Origin of the sequence: Aquimarina callyspongiae (assembly GCF_034322225.1) — a bacterium.
Taxonomy (GTDB): Bacteria; Bacteroidota; Bacteroidia; order Flavobacteriales; family Flavobacteriaceae; genus Aquimarina.
The window spans coordinates 147,629-170,089 of record NZ_JAXLPA010000007.1 but is presented as its reverse complement, the minus strand read 5'-3'; the positions used below and the strand labels follow the sequence as shown (position 1 = coordinate 170,089).

Genomic DNA, 22,461 nt, shown 5'->3' with positions numbered 1-22,461 from the left:
AGTAGCTCCGGTTGCCCCGGTCGCTCCATCAGTACCATTTGTTCCGTTAGTTCCATCAGCACCTGCTGCTCCGGTTGCACCCGTTGCTCCAGTAGCGCCTGTTGGTCCAGTAGCTCCGGTTGCACCAACTGTTCCTATGACAGTTATGGTACCATCTTCAGCAGTATATTCAAACATACCACCTCCAATATCAACAAGAGTAGAAATTGTTTCGGTTACACTTCCGCCTCCATTTGATAATGTAATGGTATTTCCTGTTTGGCTTAATATTTGAATTTCATTGGTTGGATCAGAATCAGCATCATTTATTAAAGAAGTTAAATCTACTGAACCTCCATTTTCAAGAGTTAAGATGTTTGTTGTTGAATCGAAAGATAATTGTTGGTCATCATTGCCACTACAAAGGCTATTCCAACTATTATTACTGTATTGAAAAATACAGTTGTCGTCTAAATTGTAAACTAAAGCACCATTTAATGGAGTGATAGCATTCATTTGAGCTGTGGTAACCCGGGTAAGTACAAAAGCTTTATCTATACTTTCAAGTTCTAAAACGGATGCACTATCTATTTGATTAGGGTTATCACCAACCTTGACCTGAGCTTGAATAGCGGTCAAAGAAAAAACTATGCATGTAAGTAGGAGTAGTTTTATCTTCATAGTTAGAGGATAATTTTTAAATAGGGGGCTTAATATTTCTTTTTTTACGGGAATCCCGTAATAACTTTTATGCTGCAATATTAGTTAATTAACTAATCAAATGTACATAAGTTGCTAATATATTAATATTTTCTTAACTACAAAAATATATATTTTTTTCGATTAAAAGCAATTTTTGCCGATAAAATACTTTTTGACATGAAATTGTATACAAGTTTTATTGGTTTTTTTAAAGTGTTATAAAAGAGATTTTTACATCATATTTTAAGAAAAAACAGAAGTGGTTTGTAAAAATATTTTGGTTTAAGGTTTTATTTTTAAATAAAACTGAATACATTTGCTCCATCGTAATGCGGGAGTAGCTCAGTTGGTAGAGCGTCAGCCTTCCAAGCTGAATGTCGCCGGTTCGAACCCGGTCTCCCGCTCAAAGGCCTTGTCAATTTGACAAGGCCTTTTGTTTTGTAATAATTTACTATATTTCTTAAATCTATTTCAAAATAGAAAGTTGTATAAAAACCATCTTTTTATTTTGAGATAAAAAACTTAGATTTATCAAAATTAAATTTTTGGATGCTTAAAAGATTAACTATTGTTATACCAGCTTATAATGAAGCTGAATCTCTAGGATTATTTTTCCCTGAGGTTATGGAGCATTGTATTGATAAAGAATACGATTTGATTATAGTTAATGATGGTTCGAGTGATGAAACATTGCAAATACTGGAAAAATTTCAAAAAGAATCTGAATTTGATTTTAGAATAATATCACATAAACTTAATAAAGGTTACGGAGGAGCACTTAAAAGTGGAATAGAAGCTAGTGAAACTGATTTTGTAATCACAATTGATGCTGACGGGCAGCATTATTTGGAAGATGTTGATAAATTATTCAGTAAAATTCTGGAAACGGATGCGGATTTAATTGTAGGTAGTAGAAAAGGTCAGGCATCTGCCTCTGTCTTTAGAGGAATAGGTAAGCGGATTATTAGAATTGTGGCAAAAATGCTAATGAAGCTATCAGTTCACGATATTAATTCTGGTATGAAGATATACAATACAGGGTTAGTTAAAAGATACTTGAAACTTACTCCAGATACAATGTCTTTTAGTGATATTATTACATTAACTTTTGTTAATAATAGACATTTGGTAATCGAGGAACCAATAAAAATTAAGGATAGGCTAAAGGGTAAAAGTACGATTGGAGTAAGAACTGCTTTTGAGACAGTTATGGAAATTATAAATATTATTATTTTATTTAATCCAGCAAGAATTTTCCTGCCTATTTCGGCTTTCTTTTTTGTTTTTGGTGTTGCCTGGGGAGCCAATTTTTTCTTTCAAGGTAAAGGAATAAGTATTGGAGCAAGTACCTTAATATTGACAGGGTTAATTATCTTTCTTTTAGGATTGATAGCTGAACAATTATCTGCTGTTAGGAAAAATCAATAATTTAGAAATAGATTGGAATTTTAATTATGAACTCCATATTTTGAGTCTAGATAGTGTGTGTTTTAAAAGATAGTAATTAATTCTATACTTAAAAATAATGAAGCATAGAAATAACGATAATATTTTTTTGTTTAGTATTGATTTAGAAGATATTCGTTCAAGGATTCCTAATGGCTTAATTTATAATGCCAGCGTTGGAAGATTAGTAGACGAGTATTTAGATTTCTTGAATAGATATAATTCTAAGGCAACTTTTTTTACGGTGGGAGATATTCCTGAGTTTTATCCGAGTTTGATAAAAACTATTGTGGATGAAGGGCATGAAGTAGCTTGTCATTCTAATAAGCACCTTCCAGTAACTAGTCAGACTCCAAAAGAGTTTAAGGATGATTTATTACAAAATTTAGATAATTTATATAAAGCAGGAGCAAATGAAATTATAGGGTATAGAGCTCCAACATATTCAATTACTAAAGAAACTCCATGGGCTTTTGATATTTTGGAGGATTTAGGGTTTAAATACTCTAGTTCTGTACTTCCTGCTAAAAATCCATTATATGGTTGGAAAGGTTTTGGACAATCCCCTAGAAAAATGAGTGCAGAATTATGGGAAATACCAGTAAGCTTAAGCAAAAGATCATTATTTAAAACTCCTTTTTCTGGCGGAGTATACTTCAGGTTTTTACCATTTTTTATGATCAAAAAGAGTTTTGAATTTTATTATAAGAATAATCTGGCGGTTACTAGTTATTTTCACCCTTATGACATTGATTTAAAACAAGAAAAATTTATGCATCCCGAAATTAATAATAATTTGATGTATAATAAATTGATGTATTATAATAGGAAAAAAGTATTTGCTCGATTAAATAAAGTGATGGATATTTTTGATTCGAAAATTATAACCTATAAAAGTTATATTGAATTATTAGATGAAAGAGTATAGAAATAAAGAATATATTCAAGAAGCAAACCATATAACTAATTACTTGGTTTCAGAATCTTTATTAGAAGACGAAACTGATAATTATATCAACGCTATGAAGCAATTGAATTTAGATCTCAATCCTTACGAAAGTTTACTATGGAAGAACATGCTTAGAAGTAAATGGAGAATGGCTTGTATAGATGCTGGATTAGCTCTTAAAGATCCAGGTAATATAGTGCGAAGAAAGATTTTTATAATGTTGGCAATACTAGAGGCATCACCAAATTATACAAAACACTTTTTATCCAAAGATTTTTCTGTTTTCTATCTTATTAAAATAGCCTGGATAGGATTTAGATCTATTGTTAGAGCTATTGTGGGAATAATAATGATTAAAAAAATCCGATCTCAATGCAATTAGATTATGATTATATAGTAGTGGGATCTGGAGCTACAGGAGCAATAGCTGCAAAAAAGCTGGTTGATGAAGGGCTTCAAGTAGGAATGTTAGATATTGGTATTGAAGATAAAGTATATAAGGACTTAATTCCTAATTCTGATTTTACTACTACTCGAAAAGAAGATAAAAAACAGCATCAATATTTTTTAGGAAACGAATTTGAAGGAATTCCTTGGGAGACCACTCGGGTAGGATCTCAATTAACACCACCTCGTAGTTTTTTGACAAGATTTGTTGAAAAATTAATGCCTTTTAGATCTGAAAGTTTTCAACCTATGGAAAGTGGAGCCAAAGGTGGTCTTGGAGGAGGATGGGGTTTAGGATGTTATGTTTTTTCAAAACCTGAATTAGAAGCGCTTGGCCTTGAGGAATCTGAAATGTTACCTGCCTATCAATCTGTTGCATCTTATATAGGTATATCAGGACAAGAGGATGATGGAACGCCATATACTTTGAGAAATCTTAAAGACATACAACCAGCTACAAGAATAGAAGATAATTTAAAAGGGATATCGAATTCGTATCATAAAAAGAAAAGTCGTTTAAATAAGAAGAATATTTTTTTGGGTAGGTCTGGATTGGCTTTATTAACTGAGGATATTAATAATCGATCGGCAATCAAATACCAGGATATGGGATTTTGGAGTGATACTAACAAATCAGCCTATCGGTCTTGGATTACTATAGATGAATTGATAAAGACCTCTAATTTTACTTATCATAATAATTGCCTTGTTCTAAAGTTTAAGGAAACTAAAGATGGGATACAGGTATGGGTGAAAAGAACGGATACGGATAAAGAACAGATATTTAAATGTAAGAGGTTAATATTATCCCCAGGCGTTCTAGCAACTGCTCGTATTGTGATCAGATCTTTTGACTATAAAAAAGAAAAACTTCCTATTATTTGTAATCCATATTCATATATACCTTGTTTACAATGGAGACGATTAGGTAAAAAAATTGAACAGCATAAAACTAGTTTTGCTCAATTAGTACTTTACCTGGATGAACACAAAAATAATTTTGATGTCGGGATGGCGGCCTTGTTTAGTTACCGGTCACTTTTATTGTTTAAATTAATAAAAGAAACCCCACTCAATTTTGCCGATGCAAGAATAATTATGCAGTTTTTGCATTCTTCGTTCACCATTGCTGGAATTCATCATCCCGATCGAGGAACTGAGCAAAAATATATTTCTTTAAAAAAAGATCCAGATAGTTATACCGGTGATGTTTTGACAGGAGAATATGTATTATCTGATGAAGAGTTAAAAATAAACCTGGATAGAGAGAAAAAGATTAGAAAAGCTTTAAAGTCTTTAGGTTGTTTTCCGCTAAAAACAATTCGAACTCCTCTTGGTGGTAGTATTCATTATGGAGGGACGTTGCCTTTTGATGAAAGTGGAAAACCTTTTACTATTGCTAAATCAGGTAAATTAGGAGGAACTGATAATGTTTATGTAGCTGATGGTTCAGGATTTAAATACTTGCCTGCAAAAGGTTTGACTCTTACCTTGATGGCAAATGCTTATAGAGTGGCAAAAAATGTAATAGAAGATGAGTAAACCAACAATTATAATTACAGGAGCAAATGGGTTCTTAGGCAAATGCCTTTTGGATAATTTTCTTCTTTTAGGATGGAATATTAAAGCATTTGTACATAACTTTCCTGAAGAAAAAGAGAATGGTGTAGACTATATTCAGTATAGTATGGAAGGCGGTATTGAAGAATCTTATTTTGATAATGTTGATTACTTAATTCATTCAGCATATTTGAGGTTTGAAAAAGACAAAAGAGCTGATGAAATTAACTTTAAAGGAACCAAAGAGTTGGTTTCTATATGTAATAAGAAAAATATAAAAATGGTTTTTCTTTCTTCTTTTTCTGCACATAAAGGCGCAGTTTCTCACTATGGAACCACAAAATTGCGTTGTGAAGAATTATTTGACCTGGATAAAGATGTTGTATTAAAAATTGGTTTTGTTATAGGTGACAAAGGAATATTGGCAGAAATGATTAATCGAATGAAAACCTCTTCTGTTTTTCCTTTGGTTGGAGGAGGGAAACAACCTTTGCAATCTGTTTATATTCAGGATTTATGTAATGTTGTGGAAAGCGTATTGGTAAAAGAATTATCAGGAACTTTTATGATAGCTCATAATGAAGTGATATCTATGAGAGTTTTTTACAAAGAGCTTGCTCAACGATTGAATCGAAAGTTGACATTTATTCCTATTTCAATATCATTATTATATTTAGCCTGTAGGTTTTTTGAAGGATTAAGAATAAAAATACCCGTATCGTCAGAAAGCGTATTGGGGCTAAAGAAATTAACAACTTTTGAAACACTGGAAGATCAAAATATTATAGGGATACAATTAAAAAGCTATCAGGAAAGTCTTGATTTAATACTAGAATAAATGAGTTATAGATTTTTACCTATTCAAACGGATCAAACATCCATAAAACAAATTACTAACCTTCTTAAGGTTACATTTCCGAATACTGAAAAATATACAGAAGAATTTGTTGCCTGGCAATATGTAGATAATCCAATTGGTAAAATGGTAGGTTATAATGCTTTTCTGGATGATGAACTTGCTGCTCATTATGCATTGATGCCTATAAAAGCAAAGATTTTTGGTAAGGAAGAAAAAGGCTTATTGTCTTTAAATACTGCCACGCACCCTGATCATAGAGGGAAAAGGTTATTTACTTCTCTTGCGGATAAAAGTTATCAGTTGGCAGCTGATCAAGGATTTGGATTTGTAATAGGCGTTGCCAATGCCCAAAGTACACCCGGTTTTTTGAAGAAACTAGATTTTCAATTAGTGGGGATGCTTGAAGCAAAATTAGGTTGGGGCAAAATTGCTCGTAAAGAAGCAGATCAGAATGTTGATTATCAGAGAATTTGGAATGAAGATTCTATTAAATGGCGGTTGTCTAATCCTGAACTACTATATAAGGTTAAGGATAACAGAGTTTCTTCTTCGACAGATCGTTTTGGAATTCAGGCAATTCTTAAAGACTTTGATCAGGAATATACTATTGATAACAATAAACTTGGTTTAGGTTTTAAACCTATAAAATTGTGGATTGGAATAGATGATACTATTAACTGGAAAAAATCTTTTTATTATGACATCCCGTTAAAGATGAGACCTTCTCCATTGAACCTTATTTTTAAAGATTTAACTAAAGAAGATAGAAAATTTGAGTTTACCGGGGTACGATTTAGTGCTTTGGATTTTGATGCGTATTGATGAGTGCAGTTTTTTGCTATTTCCATAAATGATAAATGTATTCAAGATGATCTATTTGGAAATTATTTTTTTTATAAAATTGACAAGCAGTATCATTATCAATCTGCGTAATTACTTTTAGTTCGCCTCCTCCTTCTAAAATAATTGTTTCATCTACTTTTTGCAACAAAGCAAATCCAATACCTAGACCTCTATGTTGAGTAGAAGTGGCTATTAAACCAATTTGATAATATTTTTCTTTTTTCTTTAAAGTAACAAAACCAATAATCTCATTTTCTTTTTCGTAAATAAAAACATAATCCGCTAGGACTCCACTTAGACTATTAAGAATCCATAATTTGTATAACTCTTCAAAATAAGGTGATAATTTAGGATCAGATTTAAATCTAGAATATTTGCCGCTTATAAGAGCTAAATTTAATAAAGAAGGGGTTAGTTCTCTTTGATATGTTTTGACTGAATTAAGTTTTTTGATATTGGTTTGAGCAGGTAATACTTTTTTAAAAGTAACTTTTTTATCATAACAATGAATTGAAAAATCTTTTAAAGGTTTATCAGAATGGACATAAATCAGATCAAAATTATTTTTTTTAAGTACGTCTAATTTTTCATCTTTAAGGAGTATTTGACCTACTTCAATTCCAAAAAAGTTAGAATCCCAGCTTAATCTCTTAATTGGAGAACGGGAACTTATCATAAATTTACTTTTTTAGAAATTATATATGTGGGTCTATCTTTGACTCTGTCAAACGTTTTTCCAAGATAAATTCCTATTATTCCAAGTGTAAAGATTATTAAACCAGATAAGAACCAAATTGAAATCACAATACTGGCAAATCCTAAAACCTTAATTTCTCCATTAAAATATCGAAAGAGATAAAAAATTCCTGAAAGGAATGAAATTATAGAAATTATAAGACCTAAACGTACCGTAAGACGAAGAGGTTTATCTGAAAAAGAGATGATATTATCAAAAGCAAGATTAATCAATTTTTTCCAAGAATAGGAAGACTTACCTTCTTCTCTGAGTCCGTGACTTACATTTATTTTTGTACTTTTAAATCCTACCCATTGTACCATTGTAGGAAAGAACCTCACATGATCCTTCATAGAGAGAATTGATTCGATAACTTTATGATGGTAAATCCCAAAATTAGCTATAGAAGAGTCTTGCTTACTATCGGTTAAGTAACCAAAAGTTTTATAAAATATTTTTGAAGATACTTTTTTAATGGCATTATCTTGTCGAAGTTCTCTTTTTGCATATACGATGTCGAAACCTTCTTGAGTTTTATTAAATAATTTCGGAATTTCTTCAGGTTTATCCTGTAAATCACAATCCATAACAATTATCCATTCTCCTTTTGCGCTATTCAACCCAGCAGTTATTGCATAGTGTTGTCCAAAATTTCTACTTAATTTTATTCCTTTTACATTTTTACTTGTTAGGCAAGCTTTTTCTATCGATTCCCAGGATTCATCTGGGCTACCATCTTCAACAAGAATAATTTCGTAGGTGTCACAAATGGAGGACAAAGTATTTTCCAATCTTTTTACGAGATCCTGAACCAAATATTGCCCTAAGTAGACTGGGCTTACAATAGATATTTTCAACGATTAGTTTTTTGTAGTTGTCAACAATTTAAAAATATATTTTCACTTTCACTTTATATTTTAATATTTATAGTTGTATGAAATTTGGCTTACCAAAAAAATACCTAAATTTAAAATCTCTCTAAAAAACAACCAAATTTTGAAGATTCCTTTTAATAAACCCTATATGACCGGAGATGAACTGTATTATATAAAGGATGCAGTATCTAGAGGTAAAATTTCTGGTAATGGATATTATACGCAAAAGTGCCATGAGTTTTTTAAACAAAGAATGGGGTTTAGAAATTGTTTGTTAACTTCTTCTTGTACCGATGCTTTGGAAATGGCAGCTATATTGATTGATGTAAAACCTGGGGATGAAATTATTATGCCTTCATATACATTTGTTTCGACTGCTAATGCATTTGCCTTAAGAGGAGCCAAAATTATATTTGCAGATAGTTATGATAATAATCCAAATATTGATGCAATACCTATTGAACAGTTAATTACTTTGAAAACTAAAGCTATTGTGGTTGTTCATTATGCAGGAATCTCTTGTGATATGGGATTAATTATGGATATAGCTAATAAACATAATTTATTTGTTGTAGAAGATGCGGCACAAGCGATTGATTCATATTATAACGATAAATTACTTGGAACGATAGGTCATTTGGCAGCATTTTCATTTCATGAAACAAAAAATATTATATCGGGAGAAGGAGGGATGTTAGTTGTTAATGATGAGCGTTTTGACAAGCGCGCCGAAATTATTTGGGAAAAAGGAACCAATCGATCTGCTTTTTTTAGAGGAGAAGTTGATAAATATTCCTGGGTTGATGTAGGATCTTCTTTTTTACCTTCTGATGTTACAGCAGCTTTTTTGTATGCACAACTTGAAAATCTAGATAAAATTCAATCCAGAAGAAGAACTTTATGGAATAACTATTATGAACGGTTAAAAAAACTTGAAGAAGAAGGGCTTTTGAAACTAGCGGAAGTCCCTAATTATGCAACAGTGAATGGTCATTTGTTTTATATAGTTTGTAAAAACATTGAAGAAAGAGATCAATTGATTCAGTTTTTGAAGGATAAAGGAATTTATTCTGTTTTTCATTATGTTTCTCTTCATAATAGCCCTTTTTATACAGAAAATGAAACTAGGGTCATCCTTAAAAATTGCGATAAATTTTCTGATTGCTTAGTTAGATTACCTTTGTTTTACGAACTTGAAATAGATGAACAAGAGCATATTATTCAAAATGTTGTTCATTTTTTTAATTTGAATAAATAGATGATGAAATCAAGATTATCATTTCAGGTAAATTACAAGAATGGTTTTATTATTCTAGCGGTAATTGTGGGGTTTTTAATGCCTTTTTTAAGTGTCGATTATAGTCAAACTGAAGATCAGAGATTTCATCAAGAACATGGAAAAAGATTATTAGATTATTATAAAGGAATAAGTGATGTTTCATTATATAGCCCTCTGGATGATCAAGGAAATTTTGTAGACGTTGTGCAAAGTGTTGAAAACGAACATCGAGGAATGAATATCTTTGGAGGTTTTTTTGATTTATTAAGTAATTTTTTACACCAATTTTTTCCATCTTCAGGTATTTATGAGTTTAGAAATATCATTAGTTCGTTATTTGGCCTCTTGTTATTTGTTTTTTGTGGTTTAATAGGTAAAGAAATAGGAGGTTGGAGAGCTGGAATTATTTCATTCATAAGTATTGTCTTAACTCCGTACTTGTTTGGCCAGGCAATGACAAATCCAAAAGATATTCCTTTTGCAGCATTTTACATATTCTCTGTTTTTCATATTATTAAACTATTAAAAGAATTACCCAAAATAACTTTAAAAAGAGTTGGATTACTTGCTTTCAATTTCTCATTATTAATTAATGTAAGATTACTTGGGTTAGTTGTGTTACCCTTATTTTTTTGTGTTACGTTTATTTGGTGGTTATTGAAACATCACGAAGAAAAATATAAAAATATAGTAACTAAAAACACATTATTCTTTGGACTTAAAATTCTTGGGATAGGAGCACTTTCTTATTTTTCTGTATTTATTTTTTGGCCATATATCCAAACAAAACCTCTTACAGGGGTCGTAGAGTTGTTTGTTAAACTAAAAGATTTTAAAGGTTTTACTAGTATTCAGCTTTTTGAAGGACAATGGGGTAATAGCCATGATGTGCCTTGGTATTATATGATTAAAAGCTTATTGTTTTTAGTCATTCCAATTCATGTTTTGATAGGATATTTTTTGATTCCTATCTATTATGTTGAAAAAAGTAAAAAGGAAATATTGTTATTTTCTTTTGTTCTTTTTAGTGGTTTGATTCCGTTGGGGTTAATTGTATTAGGAGAACCTAATAGTTATGATAATGGAAGGCATTTTATGTTTATTCTACCTCCAATCATAACATCAGTTGCTGTTTCTTATAATGGGATTTTGAATAAAATTACCAATAAAAAACATCTGATTGCTGCTTATGTTGGAATTATGTTATTTCTTTTAGAACCTTTATTTTTTACGTTAAGAAACCACCAATTACAATCACTTTATTTTACTCCTGTAATCGGTGGAGTTAAAGGAGCATTTAAAAACTATGAAATAGATTATTGGGGTGTTGGTATAAAACCTGCTATTGAATGGTTAGAGAATAATGTAGGTTCTATAGAGACTCCAGCTAGAGTAAGATTGTTTTATGGAGAACAGCTAAAATTAAAATATTATGCAGAGAATATCCCTAACCTAGACTATGTTGTTGCTCATAAAGAATCAAAAAATTGGGATTATTCAGTTGTTATGCTATCTGAAGCAAAACTTTATAAATCACTTTTAGATAATTGGCCTCCGGAAAATACAGTTTATGAGGTAAAAGTAGATGATTTAGCTATTTGCGTTGTGACCAAAAACAACTATAAAATAGATGAAGTTTTGTTATTAGAGAATCAATTAAAGACTTTGCCAAGTGCTGATGGGTACGTACAGCTTAGTTTGTTGCATTTTAATAAAGCTAATTATTTTAAAACTATTGAAGCTTCATTGAAAGCGATTCAATTAGACCCATTAAATGTAGTAGCATATAATAATCTGGGAGTTTCATATAATATGTTGTTAATGTATAGTAAAGCTAAAGTTGTTTTAGAAAAAGCTCTGGAAATAAACCCGAATTTCCAGTTAGCTATTAATAACTTGAATGTTAGTAAAGAGGGAGTTCAAAAGAGAGAGGGGCAATTATTAACAGAGAAGGAATATTTGACCTTAAGTTATAATTACTTTCAAAATAAGGATTTTTTGAGTTGCATAAAAGCTAGTGAAGAATTGCTTCTTAAAAATCCAGGTAGTGTTTCAGCTTATAATAATATTTGTAGTTCATACAATAATCTAGGTGAATGGGAGAAAGCGATTAAAGCTTGTGAAAAAGCTCTGCAAATCAATCAAAATTTTGATCTGGCAAAGAATAATTTGAAGTGGGCTCAGGAAAAGTTAAAAAAATGATTTATTAAAAGTTAGAATAACCAATGGTGAAATTTGTTGAAAAATATACTTTTTATACTCTATTGATTTTTTCAATTATTATTTTTTTTCTGATATATGGGTTTTTAGATATCAGATTTGTGGAAAATGATGATATAGTTATGGCATTAATTTCATCAGGAAGTTATAATGGAGACTTAAATAATCATTTGATCTTTATAAACATGATGTATGGATCATTGTTAAATGCTCTTTATTACATTTGGCCTTCCATAGAGTGGTATACATTGATTTTTATTGTGATAAATATTATATCAACTGCTCTTATAGGTTTAAATATTATTAGATTTTCAAAAAATTATGTTGTTAAAGCAACCTTTTTAACTTTTCTTTTTTTTGTTTTTGTTGAAATTTTAGTAAACCTTCAGTTTACTAAAACTGCAGCAATAGCAGCAATATCTGGTGTCTTGACAATTTATAATTTTAATAATAGTCAAAAGTATTGGGGAGTGCTTTTATTTGTATTGGCTGCATTAATTCGATTTGAAGCTGCATTTTTAGTTTTAATTGTTATTGGTCCGGTTTTTTTCTTAGATTACTTTAATTCTCCAAGGAAATTTAGTTTAACTGTAAGAATTAAGACTTTAATTTTATCGATTTCTATAGCTTTTGCCTGTAAATTTATTGATTATACTTATTATCAATTTCATGATGATTGGAAGCATTATTCTGAGTATAACTCATTAAGAGGTAAGATTAATGATAATCCCAATGCAAGAATGGTGTTTTATAACTTGCCTAAGGGAGTGTCAAGATTAGATTATGAGTCCCTACTTACTTTTTTTGCCAACCCTGCTGTAATGAATTATGATTCTTTACAAGATATTTATGAGGTTATTGAAGAAATTCCTTCTCTTACAAAAATTAGATATATATATGGATTACATTATTATATAACACCTCTATTTTTGCTTTTAGTTATATTGTTAAGCTGTAGGTATACGAAAGAGAAAAAAGCATCGATAAATATTGTAGTTGTTGTGATAATAGGAATAATGATTGGTGTACTATCTTTTTTATCATTTAATGCTATAGTTAAGTATAGAGTTTTCTTTTCAGTCTTGGTGCCTTTTGTATTTATACTGTCTACTTTATTAAGAGATTTTAAATGGTCAAATCAGAAAAGAGTTATGTTTTTATCGGTTTTCTTATTAGCTATGTATATAGGAAATGTAACATACTCATCTTATAAAACTAAAAGACACTATGATTACGTTTATGCCGATCAATCGAATATGATTAATAAGTATATAAAAGAAAAGAATAATAAAGTAATTGTATATTCTGGTGATTATAAAGTAGAGTATCAAAATCCATTTCAACTTTCTTTAAACCATAATATTGATAAATTATATTTTGGAGGGTGGCTTACTAATATACCATTTCATAAAAATAAGTTTGATTCATTTAAATATTTGATTGATGGTTATGGTTTACTTGTTTTAAAAAATAGATACAATCAGGCTTTAACACAAGTTTCTAATAGCGTGTTTTTAGAAACTAATGTCGAAATACATCCTAAAATTGTGGCAGAATCTGAATCTAGTTTTATTGTAGAATTTAATCAAATTAAAAATTAAATATAATCTGTTTAATCTAATAATTATTATTCATAATTAGCTAAAGCTAGATTGTAATTATTTCTCAAAAGCTGATTACTAGGATTAACTAATAATCCTTTTTTTCCTGCTTCGATTGCTTTACTCCATTGATTTAAGGAGTTATATGCAGCGCATAGGTTATTATATAACTTGTCGGATTTTGGGTGTGCAATGACTCCTTTTTCCGAGATAGTAATACACTTTTTAAAAAAACCGTAATTATAATAAAGTAAACTAAGGTTTAAATAGTTTACTTCATTTGGATTATCAATTAAGAGCTTATTAAGGTTTTGTATTTTTGATTTACGAGTCATGATATCTGTAAGATTGTTTTTTGCCAAGTCATAATCAGGGTTGAGCTCTAAGGCTTTATTACAAGCATTAATAGCTTCGTCATAATTACCTAATAAATTATAAGCAGTACAGATATTATTATAAGCTTCATAAGATTCGGGTTTAAGTTGTAAAACTTTTCTAGCCGCATCGATGCATTTTTGATATTGTTTGTTTTGATAGTATTTTAAACTTAAATTTAGGTACTGCTCTGGAGTGGGATTGTTAGATACTTCTCTTTCCTCCATATCCAACTTGCTTATTTTTTGGATACTTGCAAGTAAAAATAATTGAGCTTTTTTATTGTCTTTATCTAATTGAGTAGTAGAGTATGCAATTTCATTTAACCTCTTCCAATCTTCTTGATCTAAATAATTTTCCATCAATAAGATTCTAGTTTCCATATGAGAGGGAGATAACTCTAATGATTTTGATAGTTTTTGAATAGCTTCGGCTTTTCTTGATTTTTGTGATAAAAAACGACCGTAATAAAACCAAGAACTATAATAATTAGGGCCATGTTCTATAGCTTCTTTAAAATATTTTTCAGCCTCAGTAGCGTTTCCTTGAGCATTGTATAAAATCCCTAGATTAATGTGTAATGTATGATAATAGGGTGTCAATTTTAAAGCTTTTAAAAAATACTGTTCAGCTGTTTTGTATTGGCCTTTGGACATTAATGTTAAACCATAATTCATTAGACCACGGCCATTTTTTGGACTTTTTAAAGTAACATCCTTCCATAAACTTTCATTATTATCCCATACTTGGTTTCTTTGATAGGTGCCAAAAGCATATAATAACAAAAGGATCGAAATTCCAGATAGAATATATAACTTGCTTACTTTGTATTTTTCTTTTATGTATTGTGCCAATAATCCTATTGCATATCCCGAACCAATAATTGATCCTACATAAGGAAAAAACATACGATGATCATTCATTACTTCTGACAAAGGAAAAAAGCTGGATGTAGGAATCAAAGCAATAAAAAACCAGGCAATTCCAAAACTAATAGGATAATATTTTCTTTTCTTAGAACATCTTAATAGTATATAAACTAAAACTAGAATGAACAATATACCTATAAAAAACTTGTAGGACCATATGCTTTCTAGTGCTACCCAATCTGTATCTGCACTAAGGTGTATTGGAAATAATATACTTCCAAAATAATAAGTTACTACATAAGGTTGGGTGATAAGATAATTATAAACATTTGAAGCTCCAGTAGTATAAGTGTCTGGAGTCATTGTTGTGATGAAAAAATAAAGGAGCAAACAAACTAAAAATGAAGGGAGTGTTTCCTTCAGTACTTTTAGGCTTTTAGAAGATGATTTTGAAGAAAATAATTCATAGAAACTCATGTTGTGTTTAAAAAGCAAGAGATAACAAAATAATAAAGGAGCAAACATTATAGCTATTGGTTTTGCCAGGGCTCCAATAATAACAGCAACTAAATAGAGATAGAATTTCCTTCCGATAGCTGAGTATTGATATATAACAAAAGCTAGTACTACAAAAAATGTTGATTGTAGATCTGATCTCGCAATGATATAATTTACAGTTTCGGCCATTACAGGATGTAGCATATACCATAAAGTAATACCAGCAGCGATATAAAAATTGAAGTTGTTATTTGATGATAATTTTAAAATTCTTTTTGCCAGAAAGAAAATTAGTATTCCCTGAAAAAGAAATAATAAAAAAGAAATTAAATGAAAATAAAATGGGTTATAACTATTTCCTAACCAATAATCTATAGCGAGAGATGTTGCTACTATCGGGCGATAAGATTGGTTTTGTGGCAAAGAGCTTATCGTGCTACCATCTTTAAAAAATAAAGGGATATTTTTCAAGCTTCTGACATAAACATTGTTCTGTATTGTATGCGTATCGTCAAAATGGAAAGAATTATCAAAATGGTTAAGATATGTTATGGTGGTAAGTATCACCATAAAAACAATAAAATATAAGTTCTTCTTTTCTTTGATTAAGTTCAATGTGATTTCTTTTAATTATTTAAAATTAACTTTTTTTTGAAGAGGTAACAAATCTTACTGTTTTTCAAAAAATGGATAAACCAGTCAATGTAGTTAACCTTTCTAAAGCATACATTCCTAATTCTGAATTTCCTTTTGGGTTTAAAGGAGGGCTCCATACTGTTACTGCATATTGTCCAGGATGTATAGCAGCGATTCCTCCGCCAACTCCACTTTTACCAGGCAGTCCTACTCTAAAACTAAACTCACCGGCTTCATCATAGAACCCACAAGTTTGCATAATAGCATTGATACGTTTTATTTTTCTGGAAGAAATAAGTTGTTGATTGTTATTATCGATTACAATACCTCTATTCGAATACAGCATAAATGCTGTTGCAAGTTCTTTGCAAGACATTTCTATAGAACATTGGTATATATAAAAATCAAGAACAACCTCGATATCATTTTTTATGTTCCCAAAGGATTTCATAAGATTCAACAAAGAAGCATTTCTATAACTATACTTTTTTTCAGATTCAAAAACCTTTTGATTTATCGTAATCGATTTGTTTCTAGTGATTGTACGTATAAAATCAAGCAGATCTTCTTTTGGGTTTTCTAAATTAGAAATTAAGATATCAGAAATTACTAAAGCTCCAGCGTTGATAAATGGATTTCTGGGAATTCCGTTTTCGTATTCTAATTGAACTAATGAATTAAAAGGGTCTCCAGAAGGTTCTACATCAACTCGATTGAATAATTCATCGCCCAATAATGACATAGCAAGAGTAAAAGAGAATACTTTAGAAATACTTTGTATGGAGAATCGTTCATTTTGATCTCCAAAACCATAATGACCAGAATTGATACAGTATAGGTGCATCCCAAATTTTTTCGGATCAATTTTGGCTAATTCTGGAATATAAGAAGCGACTTTTCCTACTTGTGTTTTTGAAGATAACTCAGCCTGAATTATGTTTAATATTTCCTGATATTGCATGAGTTGTTTTAGTTTAATTGTAATAAAGAGCTGCCCGTTTCTATCTCATATGGAGTTTCATTTTTTCTAAAGATACGAGCAGATAGATTTCCTTCTAAAGTAATTTCGTTATTATGGATTCTTATCCAGCTTCCTTCTCGCAAACCAACGACTGGTTGTGAATTTAAATTATGAAACTCTTCGATTCTTGTTTCTCTGGTTTCTCCCTTATGTGTTGAATCAGGATCCGGGTCTAGATAATGAGGGTTAATATTAAACGGAATAATCCCTAATGTCTTAAAACTAGGTGGGTAAACGATAGGCATGTCATTAGTAGTTTGCATGGTTAGCCCACAAATATTGCTTCCTGCACTAGTTCCCAAATATGCTGTGCCAGAATTTATAGCTTTTTGCAGAGGTTCAATAATTTTATTACGATACAATTGATCAACTAATAAAAATGTATTTCCGCCACCTGTAAAAATTCCATTAGCATTTTTTATAGCCTCTTGTGGATTAGAGAATGTATGTAATCCAACTACTTTTTTACCGATTTTTTTAAAAGGTTTACTTACGCTAGCAGTGTACTGATCGTGCGATATTCCACCAGGTCGAGCATATGGTATAAATAAAATTTCATTACAATCCGAGAATAGCTCAAGTAGAGCATCATTAAGATACTCTAATGGTTCACTTCCATAAATTGTAGAAGTACTTGCGATTATACAATTTTGCATCAAATGATTTTTTTGTAAAGGTAGTTTAACGTTTTCTTATAGAGAAATCCTTAAAGCATATTGAAAAAATGTAGTATCTTAATACAACAGAAACGTAATCTATCCAGTTATGTGTCTGATATAAACAAGTTTTGTTTGTTTAATTAATAGAAAATCAAATACCTACATAAATGAAATTAAAATTATCCCTAGTTTTTATGTTTTGCGTAATCGGGTTGTCGTTTGCACAAATCACTTCAAGAATTGTAATAAATGGAAAAATTAGTGCTCCAATTGGTGATGACGTAGAAGGAGTGGTGGTATATAATCGTAGTACCAATAAAGGAACAATTACTAATGACAAAGGAATATTTAAAATTAGTGCAGGAATCGACGATAGGATAGAAGTGGTTGCCATGCAATTTCAAAAATTTGTTATTGTCGTCGATAAAGGTGTTTTAGATAGTAAAAGCCTTAACATTTTTCTTAATGAGTCTGTAAATCTTTTAGATGAAGTTATTGTAACTCCATATGATTTACTGGGTAATGTGTCAGTTGATGTAAAAAGAATTGGGGTTACACCAGGAGGTATTTCTCAGGTTGCAAATCAAACTGCTGCACGAATCAATGATGCTGATTATGATTTTAGACCAGATGAATTATCCTCATTAGAAAATAATGCCTTTTTAGAAGATAGAATGATAAATGGGTTAAATTTTGTCAATCTTTTTAAATTAGTGTATAACAATAAAGGGAAATCCAAAAGAAACAAAAAGGTAAAGGATATAGATGTTAAGGTTAGAAACATGTATAATGATAAGTTTTTTAAAGATTACCTTGCTTTAGAAATGGATCAAATAAATGATTTTATCTTTTTTGCAGAAGATAATGGACTTAATAACGCTTATTTTGAGACAGGAAAAGAACTGGATCTTCTACAATTTCTTTTCTTTCAAAGTAAATTATATCGACAACAATAAAATTTTAAAAAGTAAAGAAATGTAACGCACGTTTTTTTTGTGAGTCTTCTTTGGTAAGAATCAAAATGATCAGGATAGTTATAACGTCTAAATTTTAAGATCTGTTTTGGTTTTTTGATAACCCAAAAAGTATGACCAAAACTTTACTAATTTGCTTTTTTATTACAATTTCATTTCACGGTTTTAGCCAATCTCAAATTTTAAAAGGTAGAATTGTAGCTGATTCTATAGAAGGATATGCAATCAATATTGTAAATTTTACAAAAGAGATTGGTAGCACAAATGATGAAAATGGTTTTTTCAGAATTTCTGCTAGTGTAAAAGATTCCATTGTTTTTTCATCGGTTCAGTATGAAATCAAATCCATAGTTATTACTCAGGAAGATCTGGAAAAAGAAGTGCTAGAAATATCTTTAAAACCAATCGTAAGACAATTGGAACAAGTGAGAGTAAGTAATATTGGACTTACGGGTAACCTCAGTAAAGATGCTACTGTAGTAGAATTGCAACCCTTTGTGAATAATAAAAATTTAGGACTTCCTTTTGGAGATATAAAACAACCTACTCAAGCAGAAAGAAAAATATACACTGCCAAATCGGGTATTCTCGATAGACCTATTAATTATCTAAATGGAAAACTTAAAAAACTAAAACGTATCAAAGCTTTGGAAGATTTAGATAGATTAGTTGAAAAAGGAGAGACAACGTTTAACACAGCTTTTTTTGTTGAAGCCTTGAAACTACCAGAAAATTTGATAACTGATTTTATGTTTTTCTGCGCAGAAGATGAATACTTCAAAGATTTACTAGGTAATTCAAAAAGGTTAACACTAGTTGAGTTTTTTGAAAAAAAAGTGATCTTCTATAAAGAATTTAAAGGTATTGAGTAGTGATTTTTTAACAATTTTTAAAATACCTACTTAACTTTGGCACAATTTTTTAATTCAAACCTTTAAATTTAATTACATTTATCGTTTTACAAACATTAAAGAATGAAAAGAATAGTAGTTTTTGTTTTGTGTTTGGCATTATTGCCTTTAACATCATTCACTAATAAACATAAGTTTTATGTGAGTGTTACTCAAATCGATTATAATACAGAGGAACAATCTTTACAAATAATATCAAGAATTTTTATTGATGATATAGAAGAGGTTTTAAGAAAGAGGTATGATGAAGCCATAGAATTAGGAGCTAAAACTGATGATACTAAAACAGATGATTATCTCAAGAGATATTTGGAGCAAAAACTTAGCGTTTTAGTAAATGGAAAAGAAGTGCGCTTTAGTTTTTTAGGAAAGGAATATGAAGATGATCTTATTCTATGTTATCTAGAAGTAGAACAAATAACTGCCTTGGATACTATTGAGGTTTCTAATCAAGTCCTAATGGATTTTTTTGAAGAACAACAAAATATAATCCATGTAAAGAAAGGAAATCAAAGAAAAAGCCTGATCCTTGAAAAAGAAAAGGAAACCGGGATGTTAAAGTTTAGTAAATAAATTATTAAACTTTTAAAAAACAATTATTTTGCAATCTGTTTCAATTAACACAATATCATTAAGATGAGAAAAATTTTTTTAACCCTTTCAATGAGTTTTTTGTTGTCAGGAACTGTCACGTATGCACAAAACCAGCAGGAGACAAAAGAGACTCGTGAGTTAGGTCATACCAATCAAAACAAGTTCAAACAAATGTATGATGAGTTTGCTACACCAAATATGTATAGAACGGCTTCAGGGGCTCCTGGTTCTGCATATTATCAACAGCAAGCGGATTATAAAATGGATATTGAGCTTGATGACAAAAATAAAAAGCTCTCAGGAAAAGAAACGATAACATATACTAACAACTCTCCGGATAATTTAGAATTCCTTTGGGTACAGTTAGATCAAAATATGCGTGCCAAGGATTCTAAGACTCCGCTTATCCAACCTGGAGGAGTGGATGCTGCAGATCCACCAAATCGATTTGTTGGAAAATATATGGGCGAGCCTTTTGATGGTGGTTTTAATATTACATCTGTCAAGGATGTAAATGGGAAACCACTTCAATACACTATCAATAGAACTATGATGCGTGTAGAATTGCCTGGCGATCTTAAATCTGGTGAGAAGTTTGTATTCTCTATAGATTGGTGGTATAATATTAATGACCACGTTAACGGAAGAGGTAGATCAGGATATGAACAATTTGAGGATGGTAATAGAGCATATGTAATCGCTCAGTTTTATCCTCGTATGGCTGTTTATAATGATGTAGAAGGATGGCAGAACCACCAATTTTGGGGTAGAGGAGAATTTGCTTTACCATTTGGTGATTTTGAGGTAAATATTACAGTTCCTGCTGATCATATTTTGGATGGAACCGGAGTATTAGTAAATAGAAAAGAAGTATTTACTAAAGATATGATGAAGCGCTATGAAAAAGCTAAAAAATCATATGATAAACCAGTGATTGTTGTTTCTCAAAAAGAAGCAGAAGCAAAGGAAAAAAGTTTTTCTCAGGATAAAAAGACTTGGAGATTAAAAGCAGAAAATGTTCGTGATTTTGGATTCGCAACTTCTAGAAGATTTATTTGGGATATGATGGCCGTTAAAATAGGAGGTAAAGACGTGATGGCTGTTTCTATGTATCCAAAAGAAGGAAACCCATTATGGGAAGACTGGTCTACAAAAGCTGTTGCAAGTACATTAAAATCATACAGTCGTATGACTTTTGATTACCCTTATCATAAAGCAATTTCTGTACATGCAAAAAATCAAGGGATGGAATATCCAATGATATGCTGGAACTATGGAAGACCTAATCCAGATGGAACATACAGTGACCGTGTGAAATACGGAATGATGAGTGTAATCATTCATGAAGTAGGACATAATTTTTTCCCTATGATTGTTAATAGTGATGAGCGTCAATGGACTTGGATGGATGAAGGACTTAATACTTTTGTACAGTATGTTGCAGAACAGGACTTTGGAGAGTGGTATCCAGACGCGATAACTCCTTTAAAGAAATATCCTTCTCGTCGTGGACCTGCAGCTAAGATAGTTCCTTACATGAGCGGAGATCAAAGTTTTATCTCTCCGATTATGTCACAATCTAATAACATATATCAGTTTGGAGCAAATGCATATTCTAAACCAGCAACAGGATTAAATATTCTTAGAGAAACTGTAATGGGGAGAGATCTTTTTGATTATTCCTTTAGAACATACTCACAAAGATGGATGTTTAAACACCCTACACCAGAAGATTTTTTCAGAACCATGGAAGATGCTTCTGCGGTTGATTTGGATTGGTTCTGGAGGGGATGGTTCTATACAACAGACTATACTGATATCGGAGTATCTGACGTTAAGAAATATGTAGTTTCTAAAGAGCCTAATCAAAGAGCTAAAGATTTCGCAAAATCTCGTGGAGCAAAAATTGAAGATTTTGGCCCACTAGTTTTTATGGTTGAAGAAGGTAGTGAAGAATATAACACTATTAAAAGTAATGGAAACATTATAGATGATGCAAAAACATTAAAAGAATATCTTATTGATAATTTCTCTATAGATGAGCGTCAAAAACTTAAAGAACCAAAGTTTTTCTATGAAATTACTTTTGAAAAACCAGGAGGATTAGTAATGCCATTAATAGTAGAATATACCTATGAAGATGGAACAACTGAAACCGTTACCTATCCAGCTCAGATTTGGAGAAAAAATGATGATAAGGTAAAAAGAGCTATTGCTTCAGAAAAAGCAATTTCTAAAATTGTGGTAGATCCTAATCAGGAAACTGCAGATATAGATACATCTAACAATAGTTGGCCTCAAAGAAAGAAACTTGGAAAATTTGGAAAATTCAAGAATAAAGTAAAAGGACAATAAAACGTATTTTTCTTAAATTATAATTAAAGCCATCCTGAAGTTGATCAGGATGGCTTTTTTCTGCACAATATTA

18 protein-coding genes, 1 tRNA gene and 1 pseudogene are annotated in these 22,461 nt (G+C 30.6%); 14 read left to right on the top strand and 6 right to left on the bottom strand.

Annotated features, from left to right (window positions below; all coding sequences use genetic code 11):
• Window positions 1–660, bottom strand: a pseudogene (locus tag U0D62_RS23710) (hypothetical protein); the annotation flags it as partial.
• A gap of 352 nt (window positions 661–1,012) precedes the next feature.
• Between U0D62_RS23710 and U0D62_RS23705 the strand changes: the two are divergent.
• From U0D62_RS23705 to U0D62_RS23675, 7 genes are all read left to right on the top strand, one after another.
• Window positions 1,013–1,085 (top strand) — tRNA-Gly (locus tag U0D62_RS23705).
• 145 nt (window positions 1,086–1,230) lie between these two features.
• Window positions 1,231–2,109, top strand: coding sequence for a glycosyltransferase family 2 protein (locus tag U0D62_RS23700; protein WP_322289845.1), 879 nt, complete (start codon window positions 1,231–1,233; stop codon window positions 2,107–2,109).
• 97 nt (window positions 2,110–2,206) lie between these two features.
• The gene (locus tag U0D62_RS23695; protein WP_322289844.1) at window positions 2,207–3,055 is read left to right on the top strand and encodes a polysaccharide deacetylase family protein; all 849 of its coding nucleotides are present in this window, start codon (window positions 2,207–2,209) and stop codon (window positions 3,053–3,055) included.
• Window positions 3,042–3,458: a hypothetical protein gene (locus tag U0D62_RS23690; protein WP_322289843.1), complete on the top strand. Its 417-nt coding sequence runs from the start codon at window positions 3,042–3,044 to the stop codon at window positions 3,456–3,458. Before U0D62_RS23695 ends, U0D62_RS23690 begins: the two co-directional genes overlap by 14 nt.
• Complete coding sequence (locus tag U0D62_RS23685; protein WP_322289842.1) at window positions 3,449–5,065, top strand: hypothetical protein; 1,617 nt, start codon at window positions 3,449–3,451, stop codon at window positions 5,063–5,065. The genes U0D62_RS23690 and U0D62_RS23685 overlap by 10 nt, the downstream gene beginning before the upstream one ends.
• Window positions 5,058–5,921 carry an NAD-dependent epimerase/dehydratase family protein gene (locus tag U0D62_RS23680; protein WP_322289841.1) on the top strand — a complete coding sequence of 288 codons (864 nt, stop codon included), beginning with the start codon at window positions 5,058–5,060 and terminating at the stop codon, window positions 5,919–5,921. Before U0D62_RS23685 ends, U0D62_RS23680 begins: the two co-directional genes overlap by 8 nt.
• Window positions 5,922–6,764 (top strand): GNAT family N-acetyltransferase, encoded by an 843-nt coding sequence (locus U0D62_RS23675; RefSeq protein WP_322289840.1) that lies wholly within the window; start codon window positions 5,922–5,924, stop codon window positions 6,762–6,764.
• 16 nt (window positions 6,765–6,780) lie between these two features.
• Here U0D62_RS23675 and U0D62_RS23670 read toward each other — a convergent pair whose 3' ends face one another.
• Together U0D62_RS23670 and U0D62_RS23665 are read right to left on the bottom strand one after the other, a co-directional pair.
• Window positions 6,781–7,461, bottom strand: a complete 681-nt coding sequence (locus tag U0D62_RS23670; protein ID WP_322289839.1) for a GNAT family N-acetyltransferase — start codon at window positions 7,459–7,461, stop codon at window positions 6,781–6,783.
• Window positions 7,458–8,378, bottom strand: a complete 921-nt coding sequence (locus tag U0D62_RS23665; RefSeq protein ID WP_322289838.1) for a glycosyltransferase family 2 protein — start codon at window positions 8,376–8,378, stop codon at window positions 7,458–7,460. The genes U0D62_RS23670 and U0D62_RS23665 overlap by 4 nt, the downstream gene beginning before the upstream one ends.
• 139 nt (window positions 8,379–8,517) lie before the next feature.
• Between U0D62_RS23665 and rffA the strand changes: the two genes are divergently transcribed.
• The 3 genes from rffA (at window position 8,518) to U0D62_RS23650 (ending at window position 13,496) form a co-directional block, all read left to right on the top strand.
• Entirely contained in the window at window positions 8,518–9,654 is a 1,137-nt protein-coding gene (rffA, locus tag U0D62_RS23660; protein ID WP_322289837.1) for a dTDP-4-amino-4,6-dideoxygalactose transaminase, read from the top strand.
• Between the two features lie 3 nt (window positions 9,655–9,657).
• On the top strand, window positions 9,658–11,877 hold the full coding sequence (locus U0D62_RS23655) for a hypothetical protein (RefSeq protein WP_322289836.1): 2,220 nt from the start codon (window positions 9,658–9,660) through the stop codon (window positions 11,875–11,877).
• 140 nt (window positions 11,878–12,017) lie between these two features.
• Window positions 12,018–13,496, top strand: coding sequence for a hypothetical protein (locus tag U0D62_RS23650; RefSeq protein WP_322289835.1), 1,479 nt, complete (start codon window positions 12,018–12,020; stop codon window positions 13,494–13,496).
• Window positions 13,497–13,522: 26 nt separating this feature from the next.
• On the opposite strand, the gene U0D62_RS23645 is transcribed toward U0D62_RS23650, so the two are convergent.
• The 3 genes from U0D62_RS23645 to pepE form a co-directional block, all read right to left on the bottom strand.
• A complete protein-coding gene (locus U0D62_RS23645; RefSeq protein WP_322289834.1) occupies window positions 13,523–15,853 on the bottom strand; it encodes a tetratricopeptide repeat protein in 2,331 nt (776 codons plus the stop codon).
• Between the two features lie 64 nt (window positions 15,854–15,917).
• Complete coding sequence (locus tag U0D62_RS23640) at window positions 15,918–16,835, bottom strand: glutaminase (protein ID WP_322289833.1); 918 nt, start codon at window positions 16,833–16,835, stop codon at window positions 15,918–15,920.
• 8 nt (window positions 16,836–16,843) lie between these two features.
• Window positions 16,844–17,551, bottom strand: coding sequence for a dipeptidase PepE (gene pepE / locus U0D62_RS23635; protein ID WP_322289832.1), 708 nt, complete (start codon window positions 17,549–17,551; stop codon window positions 16,844–16,846).
• A gap of 170 nt (window positions 17,552–17,721) precedes the next feature.
• Here pepE and U0D62_RS23630 point away from each other — a divergent pair, with 170 nt between their 5' ends.
• The 4 genes from U0D62_RS23630 (at window position 17,722) to U0D62_RS23615 (ending at window position 22,388) form a co-directional block, all read left to right on the top strand.
• Window positions 17,722–18,510 (top strand): carboxypeptidase-like regulatory domain-containing protein, encoded by a 789-nt coding sequence (locus tag U0D62_RS23630; RefSeq protein ID WP_322289831.1) that lies wholly within the window; start codon window positions 17,722–17,724, stop codon window positions 18,508–18,510.
• Window positions 18,511–18,641: 131 nt separating this feature from the next.
• The gene (locus U0D62_RS23625; RefSeq protein WP_322289830.1) at window positions 18,642–19,400 is read left to right on the top strand and encodes a peptidase associated/transthyretin-like domain-containing protein; all 759 of its coding nucleotides are present in this window, start codon (window positions 18,642–18,644) and stop codon (window positions 19,398–19,400) included.
• A 102-nt stretch (window positions 19,401–19,502) separates the two neighbouring features.
• Window positions 19,503–20,012, top strand: coding sequence for a DUF6702 family protein (locus U0D62_RS23620; RefSeq protein WP_322289829.1), 510 nt, complete (start codon window positions 19,503–19,505; stop codon window positions 20,010–20,012).
• Window positions 20,013–20,075: 63 nt separating this feature from the next.
• The gene (locus U0D62_RS23615; protein ID WP_322289828.1) at window positions 20,076–22,388 is read left to right on the top strand and encodes a M1 family metallopeptidase; all 2,313 of its coding nucleotides are present in this window, start codon (window positions 20,076–20,078) and stop codon (window positions 22,386–22,388) included.
• Window positions 22,389–22,461 lie beyond the last annotated feature (73 nt).

Coding starts and splice junctions, on each gene's coding strand:
- U0D62_RS23700 (WP_322289845.1), top strand. CDS start 1,231: ATGCTTAAAAGATTAACTATTGTTATACCAGCTTATAATGAAGCTGAA.
- U0D62_RS23695 (WP_322289844.1), top strand. CDS start 2,207: ATGAAGCATAGAAATAACGATAATATTTTTTTGTTTAGTATTGATTTA.
- U0D62_RS23690 (WP_322289843.1), top strand. CDS start 3,042: ATGAAAGAGTATAGAAATAAAGAATATATTCAAGAAGCAAACCATATA.
- U0D62_RS23685 (WP_322289842.1), top strand. CDS start 3,449: ATGCAATTAGATTATGATTATATAGTAGTGGGATCTGGAGCTACAGGA.
- U0D62_RS23680 (WP_322289841.1), top strand. CDS start 5,058: ATGAGTAAACCAACAATTATAATTACAGGAGCAAATGGGTTCTTAGGC.
- U0D62_RS23675 (WP_322289840.1), top strand. CDS start 5,922: ATGAGTTATAGATTTTTACCTATTCAAACGGATCAAACATCCATAAAA.
- U0D62_RS23670 (WP_322289839.1), bottom strand. CDS start 7,461: ATGATAAGTTCCCGTTCTCCAATTAAGAGATTAAGCTGGGATTCTAAC.
- U0D62_RS23655 (WP_322289836.1), top strand. CDS start 9,658: ATGAAATCAAGATTATCATTTCAGGTAAATTACAAGAATGGTTTTATT.
- U0D62_RS23650 (WP_322289835.1), top strand. CDS start 12,018: ATGGCATTAATTTCATCAGGAAGTTATAATGGAGACTTAAATAATCAT.
- U0D62_RS23640 (WP_322289833.1), bottom strand. CDS start 16,835: ATGCAATATCAGGAAATATTAAACATAATTCAGGCTGAGTTATCTTCA.
- pepE (WP_322289832.1), bottom strand. CDS start 17,551: ATGCAAAATTGTATAATCGCAAGTACTTCTACAATTTATGGAAGTGAA.
- U0D62_RS23630 (WP_322289831.1), top strand. CDS start 17,722: ATGAAATTAAAATTATCCCTAGTTTTTATGTTTTGCGTAATCGGGTTG.
- U0D62_RS23625 (WP_322289830.1), top strand. CDS start 18,642: ATGACCAAAACTTTACTAATTTGCTTTTTTATTACAATTTCATTTCAC.
- U0D62_RS23620 (WP_322289829.1), top strand. CDS start 19,503: ATGAAAAGAATAGTAGTTTTTGTTTTGTGTTTGGCATTATTGCCTTTA.
- U0D62_RS23615 (WP_322289828.1), top strand. CDS start 20,076: ATGAGAAAAATTTTTTTAACCCTTTCAATGAGTTTTTTGTTGTCAGGA.